The organism is Gemelliphila sp. 1F1 (assembly GCF_056897515.1).
On the sequence record NZ_JBXHBE010000007.1, the window covers coordinates 34,400 to 59,859 of the forward strand.

At 29.1% G+C, this 25,460-nt stretch carries 27 protein-coding genes; 23 read left to right on the forward strand and 4 right to left on the reverse strand.

Annotated features, from left to right (window positions below; genetic code table 11):
• Positions 1-10: 10 nt before the first annotated feature.
• From AC1XWJ_RS07020 to AC1XWJ_RS07030, 3 genes are all read left to right on the forward strand, one after another.
• Entirely contained in the window at positions 11-688 is a 678-nt protein-coding gene (locus AC1XWJ_RS07020; RefSeq protein ID WP_483335175.1) for a DUF6678 family protein, read from the forward strand.
• A 330-nt stretch (positions 689-1,018) separates the two neighbouring features.
• Positions 1,019-1,591 carry a class I SAM-dependent methyltransferase gene (locus tag AC1XWJ_RS07025; RefSeq protein ID WP_483335176.1) on the forward strand — a complete coding sequence of 191 codons (573 nt, stop codon included), beginning with the start codon at positions 1,019-1,021 and terminating at the stop codon, positions 1,589-1,591.
• A gap of 23 nt (positions 1,592-1,614) precedes the next feature.
• The gene (locus AC1XWJ_RS07030) at positions 1,615-1,791 is read left to right on the forward strand and encodes a hypothetical protein (protein ID WP_483335177.1); all 177 of its coding nucleotides are present in this window, start codon (positions 1,615-1,617) and stop codon (positions 1,789-1,791) included.
• Between the two features lie 589 nt (positions 1,792-2,380).
• Here the strand turns inward: AC1XWJ_RS07030 and AC1XWJ_RS07035 are convergent.
• Positions 2,381-2,566: a hypothetical protein gene (locus AC1XWJ_RS07035; protein ID WP_483335178.1), complete on the reverse strand. Its 186-nt coding sequence runs from the start codon at positions 2,564-2,566 to the stop codon at positions 2,381-2,383.
• Positions 2,567-3,263: 697 nt separating this feature from the next.
• Here AC1XWJ_RS07035 and AC1XWJ_RS07040 point away from each other — a divergent pair.
• The 4 genes from AC1XWJ_RS07040 to AC1XWJ_RS07055 all read left to right on the forward strand — a co-directional run bounded on the left by AC1XWJ_RS07040 (position 3,264) and on the right by AC1XWJ_RS07055 (position 8,070).
• The gene (locus AC1XWJ_RS07040) at positions 3,264-4,352 is read left to right on the forward strand and encodes an acyltransferase family protein (RefSeq protein WP_483335179.1); all 1,089 of its coding nucleotides are present in this window, start codon (positions 3,264-3,266) and stop codon (positions 4,350-4,352) included.
• A 465-nt stretch (positions 4,353-4,817) separates the two neighbouring features.
• Positions 4,818-6,686 (forward strand): polysaccharide biosynthesis protein, encoded by a 1,869-nt coding sequence (locus AC1XWJ_RS07045; protein WP_483335180.1) that lies wholly within the window; start codon positions 4,818-4,820, stop codon positions 6,684-6,686.
• A gap of 11 nt (positions 6,687-6,697) precedes the next feature.
• Positions 6,698-7,186 (forward strand): Cys-tRNA(Pro) deacylase, encoded by a 489-nt coding sequence (gene ybaK / locus AC1XWJ_RS07050; protein WP_483335181.1) that lies wholly within the window; start codon positions 6,698-6,700, stop codon positions 7,184-7,186.
• A 695-nt stretch (positions 7,187-7,881) separates the two neighbouring features.
• Positions 7,882-8,070, forward strand: a complete 189-nt coding sequence (locus AC1XWJ_RS07055) for a hypothetical protein (protein WP_483335182.1) — start codon at positions 7,882-7,884, stop codon at positions 8,068-8,070.
• A gap of 64 nt (positions 8,071-8,134) precedes the next feature.
• On the opposite strand, the gene AC1XWJ_RS07060 is transcribed toward AC1XWJ_RS07055, so the two are convergent.
• Entirely contained in the window at positions 8,135-9,403 is a 1,269-nt protein-coding gene (locus AC1XWJ_RS07060) for a hydroxymethylglutaryl-CoA reductase, degradative (RefSeq protein ID WP_483335183.1), read from the reverse strand.
• A 172-nt stretch (positions 9,404-9,575) separates the two neighbouring features.
• Between AC1XWJ_RS07060 and AC1XWJ_RS07065 the strand changes: the two genes are divergently transcribed.
• From AC1XWJ_RS07065 to AC1XWJ_RS07075, 3 genes are all read left to right on the forward strand, one after another.
• Complete coding sequence (locus AC1XWJ_RS07065; protein ID WP_483335184.1) at positions 9,576-10,481, forward strand: alpha/beta hydrolase; 906 nt, start codon at positions 9,576-9,578, stop codon at positions 10,479-10,481.
• A gap of 153 nt (positions 10,482-10,634) precedes the next feature.
• On the forward strand, positions 10,635-11,267 hold the full coding sequence (locus AC1XWJ_RS07070) for a hypothetical protein (RefSeq protein WP_483335185.1): 633 nt from the start codon (positions 10,635-10,637) through the stop codon (positions 11,265-11,267).
• Positions 11,268-11,318: 51 nt separating this feature from the next.
• The gene (locus AC1XWJ_RS07075; protein WP_483335186.1) at positions 11,319-11,588 is read left to right on the forward strand and encodes a hypothetical protein; all 270 of its coding nucleotides are present in this window, start codon (positions 11,319-11,321) and stop codon (positions 11,586-11,588) included.
• A 68-nt stretch (positions 11,589-11,656) separates the two neighbouring features.
• Here AC1XWJ_RS07075 and AC1XWJ_RS07080 read toward each other — a convergent pair whose 3' ends face one another.
• Entirely contained in the window at positions 11,657-12,829 is a 1,173-nt protein-coding gene (locus AC1XWJ_RS07080) for a hydroxymethylglutaryl-CoA synthase (RefSeq protein WP_483335187.1), read from the reverse strand.
• A 21-nt stretch (positions 12,830-12,850) separates the two neighbouring features.
• Complete coding sequence (locus AC1XWJ_RS07085) at positions 12,851-14,026, reverse strand: acetyl-CoA C-acetyltransferase (RefSeq protein ID WP_483335188.1); 1,176 nt, start codon at positions 14,024-14,026, stop codon at positions 12,851-12,853.
• 674 nt (positions 14,027-14,700) lie between these two features.
• On the opposite strand from AC1XWJ_RS07085, the gene prdC reads away from it, so the two are divergent.
• The 13 genes from prdC to AC1XWJ_RS07150 all read left to right on the forward strand — a co-directional run bounded on the left by prdC (position 14,701) and on the right by AC1XWJ_RS07150 (position 25,391).
• A complete protein-coding gene (gene prdC, locus AC1XWJ_RS07090; RefSeq protein ID WP_483335189.1) occupies positions 14,701-15,888 on the forward strand; it encodes a proline reductase-associated electron transfer protein PrdC in 1,188 nt (395 codons plus the stop codon).
• 137 nt (positions 15,889-16,025) lie between these two features.
• A complete protein-coding gene (gene prdA / locus AC1XWJ_RS07095; protein WP_483335190.1) occupies positions 16,026-17,948 on the forward strand; it encodes a D-proline reductase (dithiol) proprotein PrdA in 1,923 nt (640 codons plus the stop codon).
• Between the two features lie 7 nt (positions 17,949-17,955).
• Positions 17,956-18,243, forward strand: coding sequence for a CBO2463/CBO2479 domain-containing protein (locus AC1XWJ_RS07100; RefSeq protein ID WP_483335191.1), 288 nt, complete (start codon positions 17,956-17,958; stop codon positions 18,241-18,243).
• Between the two features lie 16 nt (positions 18,244-18,259).
• Entirely contained in the window at positions 18,260-18,712 is a 453-nt protein-coding gene (locus AC1XWJ_RS07105) for a glycine/sarcosine/betaine reductase selenoprotein B family protein (protein ID WP_483335192.1), read from the forward strand.
• A 27-nt stretch (positions 18,713-18,739) separates the two neighbouring features.
• Positions 18,740-18,985, forward strand: a complete 246-nt coding sequence (locus AC1XWJ_RS07110) for a hypothetical protein (RefSeq protein ID WP_483335193.1) — start codon at positions 18,740-18,742, stop codon at positions 18,983-18,985.
• Positions 18,986-19,084: 99 nt separating this feature from the next.
• Entirely contained in the window at positions 19,085-19,822 is a 738-nt protein-coding gene (gene prdD / locus AC1XWJ_RS07115; protein ID WP_483335194.1) for a proline reductase cluster protein PrdD, read from the forward strand.
• A 10-nt stretch (positions 19,823-19,832) separates the two neighbouring features.
• The gene (locus tag AC1XWJ_RS07120; protein ID WP_483335195.1) at positions 19,833-20,303 is read left to right on the forward strand and encodes a glycine/sarcosine/betaine reductase component B subunit; all 471 of its coding nucleotides are present in this window, start codon (positions 19,833-19,835) and stop codon (positions 20,301-20,303) included.
• A gap of 14 nt (positions 20,304-20,317) precedes the next feature.
• Entirely contained in the window at positions 20,318-21,337 is a 1,020-nt protein-coding gene (locus tag AC1XWJ_RS07125; RefSeq protein WP_483335196.1) for a proline racemase family protein, read from the forward strand.
• A 19-nt stretch (positions 21,338-21,356) separates the two neighbouring features.
• A complete protein-coding gene (locus tag AC1XWJ_RS07130; RefSeq protein WP_483335197.1) occupies positions 21,357-22,241 on the forward strand; it encodes a TSUP family transporter in 885 nt (294 codons plus the stop codon).
• Positions 22,242-22,361: 120 nt separating this feature from the next.
• Positions 22,362-23,840 (forward strand): hypothetical protein, encoded by a 1,479-nt coding sequence (locus tag AC1XWJ_RS07135; protein WP_483335198.1) that lies wholly within the window; start codon positions 22,362-22,364, stop codon positions 23,838-23,840.
• Positions 23,841-23,926: 86 nt separating this feature from the next.
• Positions 23,927-24,334 carry a cell division protein SepF gene (locus AC1XWJ_RS07140; RefSeq protein ID WP_483335199.1) on the forward strand — a complete coding sequence of 136 codons (408 nt, stop codon included), beginning with the start codon at positions 23,927-23,929 and terminating at the stop codon, positions 24,332-24,334.
• A gap of 1 nt (position 24,335) precedes the next feature.
• A complete protein-coding gene (locus tag AC1XWJ_RS07145; RefSeq protein WP_483335200.1) occupies positions 24,336-24,623 on the forward strand; it encodes a YggT family protein in 288 nt (95 codons plus the stop codon).
• A 3-nt stretch (positions 24,624-24,626) separates the two neighbouring features.
• Positions 24,627-25,391: a YlmH/Sll1252 family protein gene (locus AC1XWJ_RS07150; RefSeq protein WP_483335201.1), complete on the forward strand. Its 765-nt coding sequence runs from the start codon at positions 24,627-24,629 to the stop codon at positions 25,389-25,391.
• Positions 25,392-25,460: the final 69 nt, after the last annotated feature.

The following is a 25,460-nucleotide window of genomic DNA, read 5'->3' on the forward strand; positions in this document are numbered from 1 at the left end:
GGAATATACAATGTCGAAATTGACATATGATATACTGTGTGAAAAATTAAATTCAAGAAATGGAGTCATACAGCCGAATACTTCTAAGGATGAGAGAAATGTATTTTTTGATATACGGTGGAAGGGGGATCTTCATTTTATAGTTAGTGGATGGACACATCATGGATGGTATTATGTTCAAAGAGATAATCAGTCAATATCATTATTTTATAGCTTTGGAAGATTAGAAGATAAAGTATTTTCTTCTATGCAACATCTTATTGATGATATTGAAAATGGAAAATATAGTAATAAAAAAACAGGAAAAGAAAAGATTAGAAAAATTGTTGAAGAAAGAAACCTAACATCTTTTATGAATAATACAAAATGGAAAGAACTTACAGATTCGCTAATAAATGAATTAAACGACATTCCTATAAAATATAAAACACTTTTTGATGAAGAAGCACCTAGTATTTATTGGACGTTAGCTGCAGATGAACATTTTGCTCATATGAATATGAACGTTGTAGAGTGGTTTAAAATTAAAAGTGAATTGAGAAAAGTTGATAGTATAGGTCGTTTAATTGAGCCTAAAATATCTATTATTGATAAAAAAGAAGAAATAGAAACTATACTCCATAGGTTTAGTATTTTTTATGAATATGATTATGAAAATAAATGTTTTACTGTATTTGGATATCGATAATATATCAATAGTTATTTTAAATAATTTATTTAATAAAATAGTAAAGTTAAAAAATAATTAAATTGTAAAAAGATAAGATTTAAATAAGATAAACTATATCTAGAGAAATATAGAGTGAACTTTATTTCTTATCTTTTTATTTTTCTGTAAATTGTATTTAATAATAAATATATTTACTTTATATAGTGATAATACTATAATAAGTTTAAGATAACTATATAAATAAAAATAAAATATCAGATATTTAAAAATATTGGATGAACTATAAAAGAATAGTGCTATTCTAGTATGATATTAAATATCTTACTGTAAGTTGTGGAGGAATATACAATGAATGATAAAGTAATTAAACAATATAAAAAGAGTGATAATCTTGATATTCGAGTAGAATTACATAAGAAGTATTCGAAAAATAAATTTGGATTTAATAATTGGATATTTTCTAATTACCAAATTACTGATGGAATAAAGGCTCTAGAATTAGGTTGTGGTACAGGGGAGCTTTGGAAAAGTAATCTTGATTCCATAGACAAAATGAATAGGTTGATAGTTACTGATTATTCTAATGACATGGTAGAGACTACAAAGTTAGTGATTGAGAATAGAACTAATGTCAAATATGAAATAATGGATATCCAAAATATTTCTTTCGAGAATGAAACTTTTGATATTGTTATTGCTAATATGCTTCTACATCATGTAGATGATATTTATAAAGCTCTTTCTGAAGTGAATAGAGTGTTAAAAAAAGGAGGAATTTTTTATTGTGCTACATTTGGTGAAAATGGAGTTGTAGATTATTTGGCAAGTTTATTTGAAGATGAGGTAAATCACGAACTAGAAAATAAGACTTTTACTTTGCAAAATGGAATAACTTATTTGAATAGACATTTAATACTGTAGAAAAATTAATTTATGATGATGAGTTGCAGGTAACAAGTATAGATGATTTAGTTCAATACATTCAATCACTGAAAGGAATTTCAGAAATAGGTTCATTAGAAGAGGAAATCATTCGTAAAAAATTGGAAATGAAGTTTAATAACGGTATTTTAATAATTCCTAAAGAATATGGGATGTTTATTGCTCGAAAAGAAAGTTAGGGAAAAGAAGTAATGGAGAATTACGGAAAAAGTTTTATATATTTTAGAAAATTAATGGATATTCTTTTTGAATTTTAAGAAGATAAAAAAAGACGATTAATTATCGTCTTTTTTTAGAGGAATCTGCTTGATAAATAACTATAGATATGAATATAGCTAGCAGTATAAATCGTAAATTTGTATGTATATATATGTAGTAATAAATTCCATATATGTATATTATTACATTTAAAAATAATGATGCTATTAAGCTCTTTTTGGCTATTTGTCTTATGATTAATGCTATTGTAACAAAAAGTGCTTCATAAATATTCATTTTTATATTTTTTAACTCCTTTAAAATTAAAATATAATTCGATTATTGACGCATAGTACCGTAAATAAGTAGGTATGTGTTTTTTATAAAAAAATGGGACGGTAAAACTTTGACTAATATCAATACTAAATTAATATAATAATTATAGTCATAAAGTAGATAAAAGATACTCAAAAAATCATTGAGAAAACTAACGAAAAAGAAAAGTTAGAAATTACAATGAATGAAATTAAAAATTTACCTATTGAGTTTGACAATAATTATAAAAGACTATTAATTATCATCTTTTTTATTGATATTATTTATATATAAATTTAAACCTAAATAAATAAACAATGATTTTGTAAAATATATAGCTAATCCAAATGGTTGAACTTTTTCATTCATTGTTAACATTGGATATAATATTATAATTATTGTACAAATAATAGTATTAATTTTTTTAAAATTCATTTTCATATTTTTTAACTCCTTTAAAATTAAAATATAATTCAAGTATTAACACATAGGTTCGTCAATAATTAGCTGTATGTTTCTATAAAAATCGAGAAGTAAAATTTCAACTATTAACATAAATAAAAATTAGAAATATTAGTGAATGAAATTAAAGAGTGTTATTTTAGTTTTTTATTTATTAATGCAAATATAATAGCTGTAGCGTAAAGAGTAAGTATTTGTTGTATAAAATTATTTACGTCACTTTTGTTAAAGTAGAAGGGTAAATCTAAAAAATATATACGATATAAAATTTGTGCTATTATAATTATTACTGAGAAAAGTGTTGCAAATATAATATTTTCTTTCATTTTATATTACATGATATCTAATTCTATTTAGACTCATAACTCCTCGGTGAATTTGGTAGTATACATCTATACTGTTTCCTTTAAAAAGTTTAAAAGTAAGTTATTACACTTTAAGCATAATATGAAAACATGATGAAATCAATAGGAAAAACACATAAAATACATTTTCTAAAGAATAGTAAAAAAATATGATATAATGGTAATGTTAGGGAAAAATAAGATTATTCTTTCTCATTTTTTATGGGAATTGAAAAAGTGCTAAAAAATAGTGTTACGTAGAGTTCAATTTGCGTACAAAGTTTTTGTAAATATTTGTGAAAAAATTTGTATTAATTATGGAGAATAATAAAATGAATATTAAATCTGAATTAGTGGATGATAGACAATCTTATCAAGCAGTTGACTTTACAAAATTTATCTGTGCTATCTTAGTTATTATTATACACGTTGAGCCTTTCGGAAAGAATGTAAGCAACTTAAATTTCTTTTTTCAGAATTATTTTGCAAGAATTGCTGTCCCCTATTTTTTTATATGTTCGGGATTTTTCTTATACAGAAAAATAAATTTTTCTGAAGTTAATTTTAGATACTCATTAAAGTATGTAAAACGGATATTACGATTGTATTTACTATGGACAGTTATTTATCTACCTTTAGCTATCCGCGATATGTTTAAAGATGGAGATGGAATAAAGAGTGCTGTTTTTAAATTTTTTCGAAATACTATTTTTACTGGAAGCTACTCACAATTATGGTATTTACCTGCTTTAATCTTTGCAGTTTTACTAGTTTCATTGCTTTTACAAAGAAATGTAAAACCGATTTATATACTTTTCGTAGCTTTTTCATTCTATTTTATTGGATTATTTGCTCAATCTTGGTTTGGTTTCATTAAGCCGATAGAAGTTATATCTCCAGAAATTTGGAAATTTTTAAAATTTGTACAAAAAATAATTGTTACAACTAGAGATGGATTATTTGAGGCATTTTTCTTTGTATCTATTGGGATGTGCTTTGCCTTTTATCCTAGGTTACTAAAATGGGGAGATAAAAAGAAAGCACTATATGGATTTATATTATCGATGTTGCTTTTGTTAATTGAAATATATATTTTACAATATCTTGGATATATTAGAAGGTATGATTTGTATTTATCTCTAGCTCCTGTTGGTTATTTTTTATTCTTATATACTAGTCAAATTACTTTAGATGGTAATCCAATTTATAAATTCTATCGTCTTATGAGTTCGTTGATATTTTACACGCATATTTGGATTTTTGAGATTTGTAAATTATTACTAGAGTATATAAGTTATCCATTATCAAAGACATCTCTAGTTTTTATCCTAACTCTTATTTTTACTTTTTTATTATCTGTATTAATATTGAAATTATCAGAAATTAAAAGATTTAAATTTTTAAGAAAAATTTACACATAGTAGAATGTAGGGTATTTTTTATTAGAGTATAATATTGTGTTTTTATCCTCTAAACAATATTGGCTTTTCTTGATTAGATTACATAATGATCTAATTTGAAATGTTTCTAGTGTCTTTTTCCTATTTATATATTAAAAGAGGAATAAAAAATACCTTTGCCCTTGACTTTATTTAGGCTAATAAATTAAAATACGAGTACGTAAAGAAAATATAAATGCATAGTGAAAAAGACAGGAATTGCAGTTCCTGTCTTTTTTAATCTCAATAACCTTTCGTGGTGGTTGACATATATAATATACTTTCATAATGCAAAAAGAGATATTAATAATATATGAAAAATATTTTTATCTTCGTTAGTACGGTAGACTATTCTGTAAAATTAATAAACAGTTTTTAATGATAATTTGAACAATATATTGTATTGTGTTACAATTTTACTATGTTAATTTATATTGAGGAGATTATATGGATAAATTATTTAACTCAAAAATTTATTTGAAACATAGATTTTTATTAATAATGATGTTGGATTTATCTACTGTTTTCGTCGGAACGATGTTAGCAATTTTTCTGGATAGATCTATGTATCCGTTGGAAATGTTACGAGAGTATAGTGATAAAATATTTATTTTTGTTCTTATTTCGTTGTTTACATATACTGTAATTTTCCAATTAGTAGGTATCAATAAAGCTCTATGGTCTTACATAGGTATTAAAGAAATTATTAATATATGTATGTCAGTATTAGTAGCGAATTTTATATGTATAATAGCGTACAATTTAATTTTTCCTAGTACATTTTCTAATTTACGATTTTCTATATTTGCGCCATTATTAATTGCTACGGGTATGATGTCGGTAAGAGTTTTTTATCGAGCTCTTAGAGAAAGTGTCAAGCATAAATATAATAATTACAAAAATACATTAATTATCGGAGCTGGCGATGCAGGGTATGTTCTAATGAAAGAACTTGACAAAAATAATAAGTTTAAAGCAAATGTTGTAGGATTTATTGACGATAACAGAGCTAATTCAGTTATTAATGGTATGTCCGTATTAGGAACTACTTATGATATAAAAAATATAATTGATAAATATAATATAAAACTTGTATTTTTGGCTATACCTTCTATATCTAACATTGACAAAAATAGAATTTTGAATATTTTAAAAGAGTGTAGTAATATTCAAGTTAAAGTTATGAAGTCAGGTCTTTCTCTTGTTGAAGGAGAGAGTATTACTAATCACATAGATGACGTTTCTATTGAGGATTTGTTGGGTAGAGGAGTTGCAGAACTTGCTCAAGATGAGATAAAAGCTTATGTTTATCAAAAAAATATTTTGATTACAGGAGCAGGTGGCTCAATAGGGAGTCAATTAGCTAGGGAAGTTTTTAAATTTAAACCCAAAAATATTGTCTTGTTAGATGTGAATGAAAATGCCTTGTATATGTTAGAACGTGATTTTGATTTTAAAAGAAGTCATGATAAATCATTTGCAGGAGTAGAATATGTATCAGAAATAGCTAGTATTCGTGATAAAGAAGCATTAGAACAAATTTTTGCTAAATATAAACCAGATGTAGTGTTCCACGCAGCAGCACATAAACACGTACCACTTATGGAAAGAAGACCACAAGAAGCGATAAAGAATAATGTTTTTGGAACAAAAAATGTTATGGATATTTCTATATCTTATCAAGTAGAAAGATTTATTATGATTTCTACTGATAAAGCTGTCAATCCTACGAACGCTATGGGAGCGTCAAAACGTCTTACTGAAATAATATTACAAGCAAAAGCTAACAAATACAAAACTAAGTTCGCAGCAGTTAGATTTGGAAATGTCTTAGGGTCTAATGGTTCGGTTATACCTATTTTCAAAGAACAAATAAAAAAAGGGGGGCCTATAACTATTACGCATAGAAATATTATTCGCTACTTTATGACAATACCAGAAGCGGCTCAATTAGTATTGCAGGCTGGGTATTATGCTAGTGAGGGAGAAATATTTTTATTAGATATGGGTGAGCCTGTAAAAATTATAGATTTAGCACAAAACTTAATAAAACTCTCAGGTTTAGAGCCGTACAAAGATATAGATATACAAGAAATAGGGCTTAGACCGGGAGAAAAAATGTATGAAGAGTTATCTCTAGATTATGAAAATAGTGAAAAAACTAATAATGAGATGATATTTAAAAATACAACACTAAAAATAGATGAAGAAAAGTTAAATGAAAAACTTGCTAAATTAGAAACAATGATACATACAAGCAGCTCTGCAGAAATAAAATCTTATCTTTTTGAAATAATTGGAGAATATAACGGTTAGAGAGGGAATATATGGCTAAGAAAAAAGAAATAAAAACAAATGCTATGCGTTTTTTAGATGATAATAATATAAACTACAATCATTATAGTTTTGCAGCTGATAGTGAAGCTGCAAGAACAGGAGTTGGAGTAGCAGATATTATAGGAAAAAATCACAATCAAGTATTCAAAACTATATTAACTACTGACGGCAAGGGTAACAATTTTGTTGCAGTAGTAATGAGTGAAGACAATATTGATTTTAAAAAGTTAGCTAAGGCAGCAGGAGTAAAATCATTAAGTATGCTTCCGCTAAAAGATTTGACAGCTACAACTGGTTATGAAAAAGGTGGCTGTTCTCCTTTTGCTATGAAAAAACTTTTCCCAACTTTTGTAGATGCCAAATGTCAAGACGTAGAAACAATAATAGTTTCAGCTGGGAAAGTAGGGCATCAAATAGAAATAGAACCAAAAGTATTAACAGACTTAATAAACGCTCAAGTAGTAGATATTATAAAGTAGAATAGTTGTATCGTTTATATAAAGATATAGTGGGCGTTATTATTGGGAGGTAATAATATGGATACAATATTATTAATAGCAGCTATAGTGGGGTTTGTAGTAGGTCTTATTATGAAAATAAGTAAGAATAATTAATAAACATATTAAAAATTATTTTTAAATTTAAAACATAACGATTACTAATTTTTTATGTTAGTAATCGCTATGTTTTTTCTTGTTTTTTAAAGAATATTATTTTTATCTAACACTACTATTGTATCACATGTTTCTCAAAAATTTTAGAAAATATCGGTTTCATGCTTACATCTCATTTTCTTATTGTAATCTATATTCTTTTATGGTATTTTTAAAGTGTAGGCTAGGTATATATGCTTTATATTTTATATGTAGTTTCAAATACATAAAATTTATGTTTATTCATAAGGAGGTAATTTGATATGAATAAAAAAATGAAAATGGTCAGTATTTTATTGCTGAGTAGTTTAATAATAGCTCCAACCACTGAGGTATAGATAATATAAGCATTGTAAAAGAGCAGAAAGATATTATTTTTAAAATATTAGAACATAATGTTAAAATAGAAAATGGTATTATTTCTTTAGAAAATAAAGATGATATAAAGCTTCAAATTTATAATAATTGGGAAGAAATAGGAAATGGTGTTGAATTAGTTGTCGAAAATTGGAGTTCTTATTATGTTAAAATCAGATAAAAAATGGTATGATAAACCAACTAAACAAATTATAAGAGAAAACTATACTATAATGTTATATATTTTGATAATAATATTAATAAACGTTATTAATATTAGATTTGCGAATATAATATCTTTAATACTAACAATAATATGTATATATGTTAATTTCAAAAAAGAAATTAAATAAAAAGTTCCTCCTAAACATTTAGGAGGATTTTTTTAGTTTTTAATAGATAATAATTTATATAGTTTTATCGCAACGAAGCTAATATTTTTTGTGCTGTTGCTAGGTTTATATGTTTTTCTTGTGTTAGTTTGTCTGCGACAATATCAGCTTCATCTTCGTTAGCTCCAGCCAAAAGGGCTAGTGATTTGGCGTGAAGTTTCATATGTCCTTGTTGGATACCTACACTTACTAATGCTTTTAATGCTGCAAAGTTTTGAGCAAGTCCAACTGATACTATAAGTGATGCTAATGTTTTTGCATCGGGGTTATTCATGATTTCTCTAGAAATCTTAACGGTGTCGTTTAATCCGATAGATCCCCCTACACTAGCTACTGGCATAGGAAGTATTAACTCGCCGATTAATTCATCACGCTCTTTGAAAAATTCCCAAGTAGAAAGACCTCTATATTGCCCATCTTTTGTTGCGTAAGCGTGACAAGATGCTTCAACTGCACGCCAATCATTTCCACTAGCAATAACGATAGCATCAATTCCGTTGAAAATACCTTTGTTGTGCGTTGCAGCTCGATAAACATCAGCTTTTGCAAATTTACTTGCTAAAGATATTTTTTGAGCAATATTTCTAGCGTCGGTAATATCTTTGCTTAGAGTTGCCACATTAATTTTGCAAGTTGCTTTAACTAACGATTTAGTTGCATAATTTGATAATATCCCCATTAAAGCAGTAGCATTGGTTAAATTTTCTATTGCAGGCTTTATAGCTTCTAGCATAGTATTTAAAATATTAGCCCCCATAGCTTCTTTTACATCTACTGTTAAATAGACAACTAAAAATGCAGTATCTTCAAAATTTATTATTTCTTGGGAAATATCTACGGCTCCACCACCGCGTTTAACTATTGAAGGATGCGCATCGTTAGCAATTTTTAATATAGAAAGTTTTTCTTTTTGCAAATTATGAATAGCCATATCTATATTTTCTATGTCATATAAAGCGACTTGACCTATCATTTTTCTATCCAATATTTCAGCAGTGAAACCTCCAGATTTACCGATTATTTTTGCAGCATTATTACAAGCGGCAATTACTGATGGTTCTTCTGTTACCATAGGTATTGTATAATTTTTGTTATTTACAACAAAGTTATTAACTACTCCGAAAGGTAAGGCAAATGTTCCTAAATGATTTTCTGCCATTTTTCCTGCAACATCTACGTTCAATGTTTTGTTATTTAATAGTAATTCTGCACTTTCTTTCGATATTATGTTTTCTGATAATAAAATATTAATACGCTCTTCTCTATTTTTTTTGTAAAAATTTGTAAATGTCATAGTTTACTAGCTCCTAAATATAGTTCTCTAGGTATAATACTATCATATAAAAAAGATTATTTCTATTTTTAATAATAAATCAAAAATTTTATTTTTTTGAAAAAATATTTATTAAATGTTAAAATTTGAAATAAATATTCGTAAATAATCACTATAAGGAGAATATAATTAAATGAAAAAAATTGTAAAAAGATCTCTAATAGGTTTATCTATCTTAGCAGTAATAGGATATGTAGGAGTTTCTTACGGTCTTGCTAAATCAATTGTCAGACCTACTGTCCTAAGTCTAGAAGAAGAAAAAAATTGGATTCAAGATCATGGGTTATTAGGAAATTTTGATAACTATGAAAAAGAAGATTACATAATTAAAGGATATCAAGATTATACGATAAATGCACAATTTTTAAAAAATCCTGATTCTAATTCTAATAAATATGTTATTATTACGCATGGTTTTAGATCTAATCGCAATGGATCTATAAAGTATGTGGATGTTTATAGAAATATGGGATATAACGTTATTATTTATGATGTTAGAGGTCATGGATTGAACGAGAGAACTACCGTAACTTTAGGACAACTAGAATCAGAAGATCTTTATTTTATTATTCAAGATACTTACAAGAGATTTGGCGATAATATTAGTTTAGGTCTTCATGGAGAATCTATGGGGAGTGCAACTTCTTTATCTGTGTTGTCTAAAAGTCAGAAATTAGATTTTGTTGTTGCTGATTGTGGATTTTCTAATCTTTATGATTTGATACAATCTGGGTACAAGGATAATGGAGTTAGATTCCTTATAGGAGGTGTTAGTACAATTACTAATATATTTTATGATGTAGATATGAAGAAGACCAGCCCTATAGATTCACTAAAAGATAATAAAGTTCCTATCTTGTTTATTCATGGTAAGGAAGATAGTTTTATTAAACCAGAAAACAGTCAAGCTATGTTTGATTATAATATGTCTGTTGATGAAATTCATTTGATAGATAATGCCGCTCATGCTGAATCTCGTGAAAAAGCTGGCTTAGATGTATATAGTAAAATCATTAATAATTTTTTAACTAAAATTTAATATTTTTATTTAGTAAACTACAAAAAAAATTTGAAATTTTGTTATATATATGACAAGTTATTTTGGTTTAGATGTGTTAGAATATAATAAAGATAGTTTAAAATTATTATCATAATAAGGGAATGAAATATACTAATATTCTAGGGGGTATTTATGTACATTAAAAAATTAAAATTATTTTCTTTATTGCTTATAGCTTGTACTTTAATTAGTTGTTCAAACTCAACAACTAGTACTACTGAACAAATTAATGAACAGATAGGAAAGTCAGCATTTGATAGAACTCTTGATGCTTATGAAATAACTAGTAAAAAAGAATTAAATAGCATAGCCAAATATGATGCACTTAATTTATATAGGGAATATGATAGTAATGGAAGAGAAGCATTATTCTATCGCAAAAACGAAGAATATATTTACAAGCATTTAAATAATAAATTATATAATCAAACAATTCTTTATAACATAGGAGATTATCTAAAGATTAATATTAATAAAATTGGAACTAATAAAGACTTCAATAATTTTGATGATATATTATTAGCTTACAAAACTGTAAATATCTCTCCTAAATTAGAAGTTTTGTACAATGATGTAATGCTGAAAATAAATGATAATAAAAAATTTGATATCTACGGAAAAATTATTATAAAAAATAAAAATCTATCAAAAGAAGATCAAGAATTTTTTAAAGAATATGCAAAATCATTTAAAGATAGATTGATTTATAATGATGACGTAATTATTATAAAATTTAATATTTCGGATGATAATGACAGAATTTAACGTCTTGTAGTTGGTAGATATAGTGTTAACTATTAAAGGAGGTATTTTAGTATGTTTGAATATATATTAAAAATTTTATTACCTGTTTTGTTGTATATAATACTGCGTAGTGATAAGAATAACAAAGTTATTAAGCAAGTGTTAATAAATATGTTGCTAGTTGCAATAATAGTATTTTCGGTATTTTATGCAATAAAAAACTACACTCCTATCGAAGCTATGCAAAATTATGAAATTATATCTCCGATACTTTTATTCGGAATATTAAATGCTCTTTTTATAATTATTAGAAATTATAGTAGAGATAAGGTGAATAATTAGTCACAAACAATCCCCAAAAGTTAGTCTTTTGTCTAGCTTTTGGGGAATTATTGTATTCTTTAAAATTATTAGTTTTTAACGTAAATACGTTTATGATTTTCTACTTTTTCTAAGCTAAATGGTGTATTTTCGCTATCTTTTTCTAAAGTAGCATTACCTTCACTATCAACTTCTATCGTTTTGAAGAACATATTTTCATATTCTGCAACACTTAGACGTTTGCGTGTTTCAAAATCGCTAGTTAGACGATTTGGTTTCAAATTATATTTGAAATTATCAACTAAAGTTAGGCTAAATATTTCACAAACAGCTCCACTTCCGTAGCTATATAATGCTACATTGTCACCACTTTTTAGATCATCACTTTGCTCCATTAATGATAACAAACTTAAGAACAATGAGCCTGTATAAATGTTACCTACTCGTTGGCTATATATTATAGAATGATTGAAATTTTGTGTTAAAGTATCTTTGGTAATATCTTCTATATTAGTAGGGATTATGCTATTTAATCCTTTTAGTCCTAGTTTTGGGAATGGTAGGTGGAAACAAACAGCTTTGAAATCTTCTATTTTTCTATTGCTAGATTTTAGGTAATGCTCCCAAGTAGTAGTTAGACAGTCTAGATATAATTCAGTTGAAAATTTACCGTCAACGTACGGATAAGGAGAATAGTTAGGTCGCCAAAAATCCATTAAATCACGAGTTTGATATACATTGTCATTATTTAAAATAGCTATTTTTGGATCGCGTTTGATTAACATTGCGACACTACCAGCTCCTTGTGTAGATTCTCCACCAGATTTTGCTCCGTATTTCGCTATGTCACTTGCAATTACTAGCACACGAGAGTTAGGTTTGTTCATAATGTGATTACGAGCAATTTCTAATCCAGCAGTTGCGCCGTAGCACGCTTGTTTGATTTCAATAGAGCGAGCAAAAGGTTGTATATCTAGCAACGAGTGAATAAATACTGCGGCAGCTTTACTTTGATCAATACCTGTTTCACTTCCAACGATAATCATATCTATTAGTTGTCTGTCTTCGTTATCTAATATTTCCAATGCAGCTGCAGCTCCTAAGGTAACTATATCTTGTGTTCTCGGGGCAATGCTCATTTCTAGTTGCATTAGACCTTTTGTAAATTTGTCTGGTTCTATACCACGCTCTTTTGCTAAATCTCTAATGTCTAAATAGTAATTAGGCATAGCAAAGCCTATTTTATCAATTCCGATATTCATATTATTTGCCTTTCCGAATTTTTATTTTCTTGATATTAATAGAGAAATTCCTTGTCCTCCTCCAATACATAAAGAACAAAGACCATAATTTTTATTTTGTTTAATTAATTCGTGTACTAGAGTAACTAGTATTCTAGTACCACTTGCTCCAATAGGATGTCCTAGTGAAATGGCTCCTCCGTTAACATTAACTTTCTCTTTTGGTATTTTTAATTCTCTTATTACTGCTAATGATTGCGTAGCAAATGCTTCATTTAGTTCATAAAGATCAATATCTTCTGTTGTTATATTTTGTTTGTCTAGCAATTTTTTTGTTGCATTTATAGGACCTAATCCCATTAATTTATGATCTAAACCACAAGTTTCGAAATTTTCTATATATGCCATAGGTTTTATTCCTAGACTACGTGCTTTTGTTTCTGACATTAGTACTACAATGGCAACACCATCATTAATCCCAGAAGAATTACCAGCTGTAACTATTCCGTCTTTTTTGAATGCTGGTTTTAAATTTGCTAATTTTTCTAATGATGTTTCTCTAGGATATTCATCTTTGTTAAAAATTATTTCGCCCTTTTTTGTTTTTATTGTCAATGGTACTATTTCATCATTAAATTTATTGTTATTGATAGCTTTTTTTGTTTTTTGTTGACTTTCTAGTGCGAATTTATCAGCATCTTCACGAGTAATATTGTATTTATCTGCTATGTTTTCTGCAGTAATTCCCATATGATAATTCTCGAAAGCATCTGTCAAGCCATCGTTAATAATACTATCTATTAATTCTGTATTTCCTAATTGTTTACCAAAACGATTAGTTTTTGATATATACGGAGCTTGGCTCATAAACTCAACGCCACCACATACAACTACCTCGTTTTCTCCTAGCATAATACTGCTAGCTCCAAGTGTTACACTTTTTAATCCAGAGCCACATACTTTATTTACTACATAAGCAGATGTTTCTTTTGGGAGTTCTGCTTTTATAGCGGCTTGACGTGCTATATTTTGTCCTAATCCAGCGCCTAAGACATTTCCTAGAATAACTTCATCAACATTAGATGTATCTAACTTTATTTTGTCTAATGAATATTTTATAACTTCAGATGTAGCGTAGGCAGGGTTTATGTCTTTTAATGTTCCCCCAAAAGATCCTATCGCCGATCTGTAAGCAGATACTATAGCTACTCTTTCCATAGATATGCTCCTATAATATTATTTTATATTTAAAGTATATTTTACTATAAAAATTTTTCAAATACAACTTATGGAACTATTGTTAAATTATATTAGTTGTCTATAATTTTTTGAATTAATTTTTTAAATTATCCCATTTTTCTAATTTTATAAATTTTGTTATATATACAACAAAAAATTTTATTATTCAAATATAAAAATAAATAGAAAAATTTTTATACCTTAAGTAGAATTTGTAATTTTTGTTATATATACAACAAAAATTGAAGTTTCATATAAAAATTTTTGTTTTTCATAAAATTAATATTACTTAAATGTACTGAGAATCAATAATTTGTCGTTTATTTTGTAATCGTAAGAAAACATAAACAAAACAGAACTAGTACAGTTTAGAAAATATTACTAAAAAAACTATAACAGCTATGTTGTAATGAAAATAATTATCATATAAAAAAATTGTGTCGCTTATTAAAATATAATTGTTGCAACACGAATACAAACTTTATACTATGGCGTTTATAGGATTGTGGATTTTTCTTGAACTGTTATAAAGTTATATGAATTTTTTTCTAAAAACGCTTGTAATTTTCAAATCTCTGTATTATAATAACAGTTGAGTAGGAGGAAACGAACCACTACTTTTTAATGAAGTTTTTAGGAAAGGAGGAAACCTTATGTATAAATTTAATGTTGATAAAATTACAATACCTTTGAAACAACACGTAGGTGCACCGTGTAAACCTATGGTAGAAGTTGGACAAAAAGTTAAACGTGGAGAATTGATTGCTGTTCCGAATGGTTTGGGAGCTAATATTCATAGTAGTTTATCTGGAGTTATTGAAGATGTAACAGAATCAGAATTAGTATTGAAATTAGATGAAGTACAGAGTGATGACTATGTAAGATTAGAAAAAACAGACGATTATTTGCAAAAAATTAAAGATGCTGGAATAGTAGGTCTGGGAGGAGCAGGATTCCCAGTAGGAATTAAATTATCTACAAGAATAGAAGGTGGTTATATTCTAGCTAATGCAGCTGAATGTGAACCTATCCTTTCTCACAACATTAAATATATGGAAGAACATCCAGAGGTTATTATTCGTGGGTTAAAATATATGATGGAAATTACAGGAGCGACTCATGCTTATATAGCTATGAAAACTAAATATCGCAAAGCGTTGTTGACAATCGGTAAAGCGTGTAAAGATGAACCTAATATTTCTGTTAAAATTTTATCTGATATGTACCCAGCTGGAGATGAGCGTGTAATCGTTAGAGAAGTTTTAGGAAAAGTTTTAGAAATAGGACAATTACCTCTTGAAGCAAACGCGGTAGTTTCTAACATCGAAACAATTAGAAGAATTACAGAAGCTATTGAAGATGATAAGCCGCTTATTGACAAAGATGTAACTGTTGGAGGAAGAGTTAAATCAGGACAAGTATTCTTTGATGTACCGATTGGACTTCCTTTAGGAGAATTTATCGAAAAATCTGGAGGTTACATCAAGCCTCACGGAGAAATAGTTCGTGGAGGACCATTTACAGGTAAGAGTGCAAAACATGAATCACCTATCGACAAAACAACAGGTGGTATCTTAGTAGCTATGCCTTACCCTACTGGAAAAGAAAAAGTAGGTATTCTTATTTGTGAGTGTGGTGCAGGAGAAGATAGACTTAGAGAAATAGCTGAAGGAATGGGATCAGAAGTTGTATCTGTGCAAATGTGTAAGAGAATGAAGCCAGATAAAAACGGAAGATATCGTTGTGAACTTCCAGGTATTTGTCCAGGACAAGCAGAAAAAGTCTTGAAAATGAAAAAGGACGGAGCCAATGCAGTAATAGCAGGTACATGTGAGGATTGAACTAATACGGTGACAGGAGTAGCTCCTAGGTTAGGAGTAGCAGTATACCATAGTACCGATCATGTTCTTAGAGCTTCCGATCATAAATTATATCGAAGTATAATGAAAAAATAACTTTATTTTAGGAGGAAATATAAATGGCAATTACGTTAGAAACGGCAAAAGATCATTTAAACGACAAAGCGGTACTATGCTGTAGAGCAGAAGAAGGAGTAGTAATAGGACCAGAAAATCTAGAAGATCCAGCATTATTTGATGATCTAGTAGATTCAGGATTATTATCATTCCCAGAAGATGCTTTAACTATAGGTCAAGTATTAGGAGCTAAATTAGTAAAAACTTGTGATTCATTAGTACCATTAACACCAGCAGTTATCGACCAAGTGCAAGGTGGAGGAGAAGAAGTAGAGGTAGCAGAAGCAGTAGTAGAAGAGCCAGCTAAAGTGGCAGAAGTAGCTCCTGTGCAAGCTGTGGCACCAGTAGCACCGGTAGCAGCAGTAGGACAACAAGTTCTTAAACTTCATATTGATGAAGGGCGTGGAATTGATATAGAAATTCCTGTAGCAGCTTTCGCTAGCCAGCCAGCACCTGTTGCATCTCCTGTTGAATCAGCAGTAGCATCAGAAGCTAAAGAAGTAGCATCAGCAGTTGCTGCATCACCAGCTGAAGAAAAACAAGTAGAAGCAAAATTAATAAGAGAATTATTAACAAAACACTATAAAATAGAAAAAGTAGAGTTCGGAGAAAAAACAGAAATTAAAGGAACAACTTTAGTTCTAAGAAATCCAGAAGAATTGTGTAAAGAAGCTGTAGCGTTAGAAGAGTTAGTAGAAGATATGAAAATCGAAATTATAACTCCTGATAAATATGATACTTACAGTGAAACAATTATGGACGTACAACCTATCGCTTGTAAAGAAGAAGGAGAATTGGGACACGGTATTTCACGTGAACTTAAAGGAGTAGTAATGGTTCTTACAGGAACTGATGCTAACGGAGTTCAAATCGGGGAATTTGGTTCTTCTGAAGGAGAATTAGATCGTAACATTATGTGGGGTCGTCCAGGAGCACCTGATAAAGGAGAAATCTTTATTAAAGGTCAAGTTACAATCAAAGCAGGAGCTAATATGGAACGTCCAGGACCATTAGCAGCACACAAAGCTTTTGACTATGTAACTGAAGAAATTAGAAAAGCATTAAAAGCAGTAAAAGATGAAAGTTTAGTAGTTGGAGATGTAAACATTAAGCAATATCGTCGTCCAGGAAACAAAAAAGTTCTTGTTGTTAAAGAAATAATGGGACAAGGGGCAATGCACGATAACTTAATCTTACCAGTAGAGCCAGTAGGAACATTGGGAGCTAAACCAAACGTAGACTTAGGTAACTTACCAGTAATGTTAGCACCAACAGAATTATTAGATGGTGGAGTTCACGCTTTAACTTGTATAGGACCTGCATCAAAAGAATGTTCAAGACACTACTACCGTGAGCCTCTAGTATTAGAAGCTATGGCTGATGAAGAAATTGATTTAGTAGGGGTATTATTAGTAGGATCACCTCAAGCTAACTCTGAAAAATTCTATGTATCAAAACGTCTAGGTATGACAATTGAAGCTATGGACTTAGATGGAGTTATCGTTACAACAGAAGGATTCGGAAACAACCACATTGACTTTGCATCACACATAGAAGAAGTAGGTAAACGTGGTGTAGCTGTTGTAGGTATGACTTACTCAGCACAACAAGGAGCATTAGTTGTTGGTAACCAATACATGGATGCTATGGTAGATAATAACAAATCTAAACAAGGTATAGAAAACGAAATTCTTTCAAACAACACATTATGTAAAGAAGATGCTATCCGTGCATTAGCTATGCTAAAAACAAAAATGGGTGGCGGATCAATCAAAAAACCTGAAAGAAAATGGAATCCATCAGTTAAAGATAACAACATCGAAGTTATCGAAAAAACTACAGGTCAAAAAATAGAATTAGTAGATAACGAGCAAGTACTTCCTAAGAGTAAAAAGCGTCAAGAAATTTACGAAAAAGAAGAGTAATTAAAATATGTATGAAAAATTAAAATATGCTTCTACAGAAAGAGTATTTGAGGGAATCATAGTAGACTTTAACGATGCAAGTGTAACAATAGATATAAAGGGACGTTTAGGGCAATTCAAAATACCTATGCGAATGTTAATATCACAACACGAAGTAAAAATCGGTCAAGAAGTAGCGTTTTTACTTAGCTATCCAGAAGTTCTAGATCCAGAGCCTAACGAACATTATGTTAGCGCTATTCAAAACACTAAGAAATTACAAGAAGAAGTACAAAATAGAAGAAAAGAAGATTAAGAGAGGAGAAACTAGAATGTCATTAACGGTATTTGAAGGTTTACAATCAGAAATATATGTACCTATTACACCAAAACCAGTTTGGGCTCCAGTAACTAAAGAGCTAAAAGATATGAAAGTAGCATTAGCAACTGCAGCAGGGGTACATTTAAAAACAGATGCAAGATTTAATTTAGCAGGGGACACTAGCTATAGAGTAGTTCCAAATGAAGCAGGTAGTGCAGCACTTATGGTATCACACGGAGGATACGATAATGCGGACGCTAACAGAGATATTAACTGTATGTTCCCTATCGATAGATTAAACGAACTAGCAGAAGCAGGATTTATAGGAAGTGTAGCACCTAATCATTATGGATTTATGGGTGGAGGAGGAAACCAAGAGGTTTTCACTGACGAAACAGGACCAGAAATCGCTAAGAAATTGGTAGAAGAAGGCGTAGATGCAGTAGTTATGACAGCTGGTTGAGGTACTTGCCATAGAACTGCCGTGATCGTGCAGAGAGCAATTGAAGAAGCTGGAATACCAACAATCCTTATTGCAGCTTTACCACCAGTAGTGCGTCAAAATGGTACACCTAGATCGGTAGCACCATTAGTTCCTATGGGAGCTAACGCTGGAGAGCCTAACAATATAGAGCAACAAACAGCTATATTAAAAGACACATTACAACAATTAATAGAAATACCAAGTGCAGGTAAAATCGTACCACTTCCATATGAGTACATAGCACAAATCTAAGAAAGTAGGGAGGTATATCCTCCCTTTTTTTAGCAATGATTTCTTTTGATAGATAATTAGCTTCTTAACTATTTATCAAAATGTATGGGAGTTGATTAAATGCAAAGTGATAAATTACAAATCAAAGTTTTTCATATAAACGAAGTACAATTAGCCAGCAAAACAAAAATAGCTGACAAAAAGTTATTTTTGAGTACAGAAATAGAATATGATAAAAATATTTTTGAGAATGTAGCAATAAAAATTATAAAGCCTAAAGAACATAACATATATGTCAACACTATAATGGACGTTGTTCCTATTTCTACAAAAGTTTTGGGTAGAATAGGAGAAGGAATTACACATACATTAACAGGTGTGAGAGTATTACTAACTGGAGCTAATACCGAAGGTCATCAGATGCATGAATTTGGATCTTCTGAAGGTATTTTACAAGAAAAGTTAGTTTTGAATAAAGCAGGAACACCTAATGATAATGATTATTTAATCCATATAGATGTAGTAATAAAACCAGATATAAAATTTGATAGACAGTTAGCATTTTCTATTTTTGAATTGTCAGATGTATATATTCAAAATATAAGAGAAGTTATGAAAATGTTAAGTGGTCGAGAAGCTGATGAAGTACACGAGTATTACAATAAAAAAAATCTTGGGAAGCCCAAGGTAGCGCTTGTTAAAGAAATAGCAGGGCAAGGTATGATGTATGATAACTTAGTATTTCCCGCTGAACCTAGTGGTATGGATAAAGGTATTTCAATAATAGATATGCAAAATATGCCCGTCTTACTTACTCCAAACGAGTATCGTGACGGAGCAATAAGAGCTATGGTGTAGGAGGTATAAAATGGGAATAGGACCATCAACAAAAGAAACTAGTCTACATCATTTTAGAGATCCTTTATTAGATGTTTTGGCAACAGATCCAGAAATAGATTTTCAAGGAGTAGTGTTGGTTGGAACGCCACAAGATAATAGACTAAAAAATTTGGTAGGATTTAGAGCAGCGGTATGGTTATATGCTATGAGAACTGACGGAGCAATTATTTCAGCTGATGGTTGGGGAAATAGTGATGTTGACTATGCAAATACTATGTTTGAAATTGGTGAAAGAGGAATATCTATAGTAGGATTAAAATTTATGGGTAAACATAAATTTGTCGTTGAAAATGAATATACAAAATATGTTATTGACTTTAATAAGTCAGAAGAAGGTGTAGAAACAGAAATCGTAGGTCAAAACAATATTGATTATGTAGATGCACGCAAAGCTTTAGGATTATTAAAATTAAAAATGAGAAAAGACGGAAAATTTTAAAGGAGAGGTAAATCATGAAATTCAATAAACTTATATCAGTTATAGATACACATGCAGCAGGAGAACCTGCAAGATTAGTAACAGCTGGTATCCCAAAAATACCAGGGAAAAATATGGTGGAGAAAAAACAATATTTAATTGATAATATGGATCATATTAGAAAGTCTGTTATGTTTGAACCTCGTGGACATCAAGATATGTTCGGTGCTTTTGTAGTATCGCCAACTGTAGATGAAGCGGATTTCGGATTGATATTTATGGACACAGGAGGATATTTGAATATGTGTGGTCATAATACAATAGCCGGAGTAACAGCTTCTATCGAAACAGGAATGGTTGATGTAGAAGAGGGTGCTACAGAGAAAGAAGTAGTGGTAGAAACACCAGCAGGACTAATTAGAGCTACTGCAAAATTAGCTCAAGACAGACTTAAAGTAAGAGAAGTATCTTTCAAAAACGTTGAATCGTTCTTATACAAAGAAGATGTAGAATTGGATGTAGAAGGTGTAGGAAAAGTTAAATTAGACATTTCTTTTGGAGGAAGTTTCTTTGCTATACTTTCAGCAGATCAATTAGGAGTAACTGTTTCTCCAGAAAATGCATCAATATTAAAAGACTATGGACTAAAAATTAGAGATGCTGTTAATGCTCAAGTAGAAATACAACATCCAACTTTAGAACATATAAAAACAGTAGATTTAGTAGAAATATATGACAAACCTACACATCCAGAAGCTACTTACAAAAATGTAGTAGTATTTGGAGATGGTAATATTGACCGTTCACCTTGTGGAACAGGAACATCAGCAAAATTAGCTACTCTTTATCACAAAGGTGAGTTAAAAGTAGGAGAGCCATTTGTTTACGAAAGTATTTTAGGAACAATATTCAAAGGTAGAATATTAGAAGAAACAAAATTAGCGGGCTATAACGCTATTATTCCAGAAATTACGGGTTCAGGATATATTACTGGATTTAGTAATTATGTATATGATCCAGAAGATCCACTAACTTATGGATTCTTACTTGGATAGCGAAAGGAGATTATAAAAAATGAATAATTTACTAACTATTTTATTAGTATTATTGGGCGCAGGGGGAGCGTATTTCGTCGTTCTTTGGGCGATAGATATTGTTAAAAACAAGAACAATTTAGGGAAAGAAAACCCTATTTTAGGATTTATTATAGGTTTTGTTACAGATTTCTTCGACACTTTAGGAATAGGAAGTTTCGCACCTACAACTATGTTGATGCAAGTAACTAGATTCTTAAAAAATGATAAATTAATACCGGGAACATTGAATGTTGCACATACAATTCCAGTATTAACAGAAGCATTTATTTTCTTAACTGCAGTTAAAGTAGAAGGTGTAACACTATTCTCTATGGTAATTGCAGCTATAATTGGGGCAATCATCGGAGCAAGATTTGTTAACAAGTTACCAGAAAAACAAATCCAAATTATTATGGGAGTATGTTTACTTGTTACAGCAGGACTTATGACGGCAGGTCAGTTTGGATTAATAGCTGGATTAGGAACTGGTACGGCTATAGGATTAACAGGAGTTAAATTAGTAATAGGAGTTGTAATTAACTTCATTCTTGGAGCTTTAATGATGGCAGGTGTAGGACTTTATGCACCATGTATGGCTACAGTTTATATGCTAGGTCTTAACCCGTTAGTTGCATTCCCTATTATGATGGCTTCTTGTGCAGGGCTTATGGCTATTGGATCACCAGAATTTATCAAAGCAGGGAACTATACAAGAATAGGATCTATCTCTATTACTCTAGGAGGAATCTTAGGGGTTTATATAGCTGCTACTTTTGTTAAGAGTATGGATCTAAAAGTGTTAACATGGGTTATTATAGTAGTAGTAGTATTTACAGCTGTTTCTATGTTGCGCAAAGGTTTAAAAAACAAAGTAGAAGCATAATTATCTAAAAAATTATAGAAGGACGGGTGAATTAACCTGTCTTTCTTATTTTGTGGTAAAAACTTGTAAATATTGATAAAATAATTATTTAGTAAAACTAAAATAAGAAAGGATATATAAATGATTAAAAAATATTTTTATAAGGTTGTACCGTATTTATATATAGTATTATTATCAATAACAACGTCTTTATCTTTTAATAGTAATCCATTTTCTAATTTTATTCTTAGCCATGACTCTGCTATGTTTCAATACTTTGGTTATGCTATGGATAAAGGTTTGGTAATTTATAGAGATATATTTGATCATAAAGGTCCATTTATATTTATTTTTAATTATGTAGCTATAGTTTTAGGTAAGTATGGACTTTATATGTTAGAGTTATTCTTTTTAACGTTGTTTTTGCTTTTTGTTTATAAAACATCTAGGTTATATGTTACTACAACAATCTCATTAATTATAATATCAATATTTTCTATTTTTATACCTTATTTGTATGAAGGAGGAAATACAGTAGAAGGATATGCTGCTCCTTTTATGATGATTTCTCTTTATTTATTTTCTAAATATTTTTTAGAAAATAAAGTATCATGGCAAAATATAGTTTTATTAGGCCTCAGTTTTTCTATAGTAGCTCTAATTAGATTTAATATGGTTTCTATTTGGTATGTTTTTGTACTAGTAATATTAATAGATTTAATTTATAAAAAAGAATATATGCGATTGTTAAACTATATTATATATTTTACAATAGGAATATTGATAGTTTTATTACCTTTAGGAATTTATTTATATGTTAATGACGCTTTGTATGAAGCTTTTTATCAATCTTTTATATTTAATCTTTATTATATAGGAGATGGAGAAACTATTGTACATGTATTAAGAAGTTTCTTTTTACGACCGGTTATAATTACAATGGCTGGTGTTTTTGGTGTATCTCTAATTTTTGTTAATTTTAGAGATAGATATAATGTTGCTATAATAGGTAGTACAATTCTAACCGTTATATCGGTGTTGCTTTCTAAAAGGGATTATCCACATTATTTAATAGCTTTGTTACCTTTGATAGCTATTTGTCTTATTTTAATTTTTAAAAATAAAAAATTTAATTTTAAATACTTATTGGCTATTTTTGTGATATTCTCTCCAGCTTTGATAGATAATGCTATTAATATTTTGTCAAAAAATGTTTCATCTTATGGGAGAATTGGTTCGGCAATACAAGAGGTACAAAATATAGCTTATGATAATGAAATAAATATAGCGAGCGTCCAAAAAGTTAGTGAGTATATAAAAAATAATACAGATAGCAGTGATTTTATATATACTCATAGGTTATCAGGTAATATTTATTTAGAGAGTGATAGATTAGCTAATACTAAATACTTTGCATTGCCTGCAACAGACATAACTAATAATGAAGAAGTTGTAAAAGAATTTTTTGCTGATATGACTAATAAGCGACCTAAATTTTTGGTTGTTAATAGAGGTTTTATTGGAAATGAACAAGTAGGATTTGAACTAAATTTTCAAAAATATTTGTTAAGCAATTATGAGTTAGCTTATGAAACGAATGATTACCTAGTTTATAAATAATAAATTGTAATATGTCGTATAAAACTTTAAAAATCTAAATGTGTATGTTATAATTTAAGAGATAATCAAAATTTAGAGGTAGACAAATGAGCGTATTGAAAAAATTTAATGATATGTTCTCATCTGAAGAAGATGAGTTGTACGAAGATGAAAGAGAAATATCACAAGTTGAAGAAAAAAAAGTTACGAATAATGTAAAAAAAGATAATAGAGTGACAAATAAACAAGCTATAATGAATAAGGGCGAAGTAATTTTAAGAGAGCCGTTAGTTTTTGCGGATAGTAAAGATATAATAGATGATATCAAGGCTAATAAAGTAGTTATACTGAATTTAACTAAATTGGATTTACAAACAGCTGACAGACTATTAGATTTTATTTATGGTGGAATGTATGCCATAGATGCTAAGTTGAAAACAATAGGAGAAGAAATTTATCTGTGTGTACCTAAGGGAGTTGAGGTAGCTGGAGAATTTTCGGAAGGAGAATATTAATTTGCTAGATAGTAGTTTTTTAATATGGCTATATACATTTATTAAATATTTGTTTAGAATTTATGAGGGAGCATTGATTATTTATATTTTATCAAGTTGGTTCCCTATTGCACGAGATAATTTTATTCTTAAATTTTTGGAAGATATATGCGAACCGTACCTAAAAATATTTAGAAAAATTTTGCCTCCTATCGCTATGGTTGACTTTTCTCCGATTATTGCGATAATTGTCCTTGGATTTATAGAGAGGCTGATTTATTCACTTATTTTTGGAGTATCGTTATTTTAATCTATGAAAAATTTTAGTTTTTTTTCGAAAGAAGAGCAAGATATAGCAAATGAACTAACTAATAATATTGATTTAAATACATCTAAAAATGTTGTAACTAATTTTTTAACTTCTTTAGAGAGTGTCGTTTTACGAAAGTTAGTTGCACAATATAATAATATTAGTAGATTAGAATTTTTTGGTGGATTTGAAAATTCGGAAAGACTGCGAGCTAAAATAATAGTTAATGATTATTATGATATTGATTACAATATAGTGTGTCTGTGTGCAGAATTTAATGCTAAGTTTCATAATATTAAGCATAAAGACGTTTTGGGGGCTGTGTATAATTTAGGGCTTAATTACAACAGAATTGGCGATATAGTTATTGATGATGACAAAATTTTTATTTTTGCAGATGAACAAGTAGCAAATTATATAATATTAAACTTAACTCGTATAGGTAGAGCTGTAATTAATTTTGATGTAGTAGAAAATTTAGAAAAATTATCTATTACAAAAGAATATGAAAATATTGAAATTGTAGTATCATCATTTAGGTTAGATATTTTGGTAGCCAAAATAATTAATAAATCTCGCAGCAAAGTAAAAGAGTTTTTGCAAAAAGATTATATTAAACTTAATCATATTGTAAGTAATAATGGAGAAAAAATTTGTCGAGTAGATGACGTTATCTCTATAAGAAAGTACGGAAGATTTATTATAAAAGATTTTAATCAAAATAAAAAAACATTAAAATACAGAATAACTGTGGCTAAATTAGTTTAGCCACAGTTATTTTTGTTATATTTTATAAAACTTTAGGTTAATGTGTAACAAAAATTTAATATAACATGT

Bases quoted from the DNA above. Each gene is read 5' to 3' on its own strand.
- AC1XWJ_RS07040 (WP_483335179.1), top strand. From the start codon at position 3,264: ATGAATATTAAATCTGAATTAGTGGATGATAGACAATCTTATCAAGCA.
- ybaK (WP_483335181.1), top strand. From the start codon at position 6,698: ATGGCTAAGAAAAAAGAAATAAAAACAAATGCTATGCGTTTTTTAGAT.
- AC1XWJ_RS07060 (WP_483335183.1), bottom strand. From the start codon at position 9,403: ATGACATTTACAAATTTTTACAAAAAAAATAGAGAAGAGCGTATTAAT.
- AC1XWJ_RS07140 (WP_483335199.1), top strand. From the start codon at position 23,927: ATGAGCGTATTGAAAAAATTTAATGATATGTTCTCATCTGAAGAAGAT.
- AC1XWJ_RS07065 (WP_483335184.1), top strand. From the start codon at position 9,576: ATGAAAAAAATTGTAAAAAGATCTCTAATAGGTTTATCTATCTTAGCA.
- AC1XWJ_RS07120 (WP_483335195.1), top strand. From the start codon at position 19,833: ATGGGAATAGGACCATCAACAAAAGAAACTAGTCTACATCATTTTAGA.
- AC1XWJ_RS07025 (WP_483335176.1), top strand. From the start codon at position 1,019: ATGAATGATAAAGTAATTAAACAATATAAAAAGAGTGATAATCTTGAT.
- AC1XWJ_RS07080 (WP_483335187.1), bottom strand. From the start codon at position 12,829: ATGAATATCGGAATTGATAAAATAGGCTTTGCTATGCCTAATTACTAT.
- AC1XWJ_RS07085 (WP_483335188.1), bottom strand. From the start codon at position 14,026: ATGGAAAGAGTAGCTATAGTATCTGCTTACAGATCGGCGATAGGATCT.
- AC1XWJ_RS07020 (WP_483335175.1), top strand. From the start codon at position 11: ATGTCGAAATTGACATATGATATACTGTGTGAAAAATTAAATTCAAGA.
- AC1XWJ_RS07135 (WP_483335198.1), top strand. From the start codon at position 22,362: ATGATTAAAAAATATTTTTATAAGGTTGTACCGTATTTATATATAGTA.
- AC1XWJ_RS07130 (WP_483335197.1), top strand. From the start codon at position 21,357: ATGAATAATTTACTAACTATTTTATTAGTATTATTGGGCGCAGGGGGA.
- AC1XWJ_RS07075 (WP_483335186.1), top strand. From the start codon at position 11,319: ATGTTTGAATATATATTAAAAATTTTATTACCTGTTTTGTTGTATATA.
- prdC (WP_483335189.1), top strand. From the start codon at position 14,701: ATGTATAAATTTAATGTTGATAAAATTACAATACCTTTGAAACAACAC.
- prdD (WP_483335194.1), top strand. From the start codon at position 19,085: ATGCAAAGTGATAAATTACAAATCAAAGTTTTTCATATAAACGAAGTA.
- AC1XWJ_RS07055 (WP_483335182.1), top strand. From the start codon at position 7,882: ATGTTAAAATCAGATAAAAAATGGTATGATAAACCAACTAAACAAATT.
- AC1XWJ_RS07045 (WP_483335180.1), top strand. From the start codon at position 4,818: ATGGATAAATTATTTAACTCAAAAATTTATTTGAAACATAGATTTTTA.
- prdA (WP_483335190.1), top strand. From the start codon at position 16,026: ATGGCAATTACGTTAGAAACGGCAAAAGATCATTTAAACGACAAAGCG.
- AC1XWJ_RS07105 (WP_483335192.1), top strand. From the start codon at position 18,260: ATGTCATTAACGGTATTTGAAGGTTTACAATCAGAAATATATGTACCT.
- AC1XWJ_RS07070 (WP_483335185.1), top strand. From the start codon at position 10,635: ATGTACATTAAAAAATTAAAATTATTTTCTTTATTGCTTATAGCTTGT.
- AC1XWJ_RS07100 (WP_483335191.1), top strand. From the start codon at position 17,956: ATGTATGAAAAATTAAAATATGCTTCTACAGAAAGAGTATTTGAGGGA.
- AC1XWJ_RS07125 (WP_483335196.1), top strand. From the start codon at position 20,318: ATGAAATTCAATAAACTTATATCAGTTATAGATACACATGCAGCAGGA.
- AC1XWJ_RS07035 (WP_483335178.1), bottom strand. From the start codon at position 2,566: ATGAAAATGAATTTTAAAAAAATTAATACTATTATTTGTACAATAATT.
- AC1XWJ_RS07150 (WP_483335201.1), top strand. From the start codon at position 24,627: ATGAAAAATTTTAGTTTTTTTTCGAAAGAAGAGCAAGATATAGCAAAT.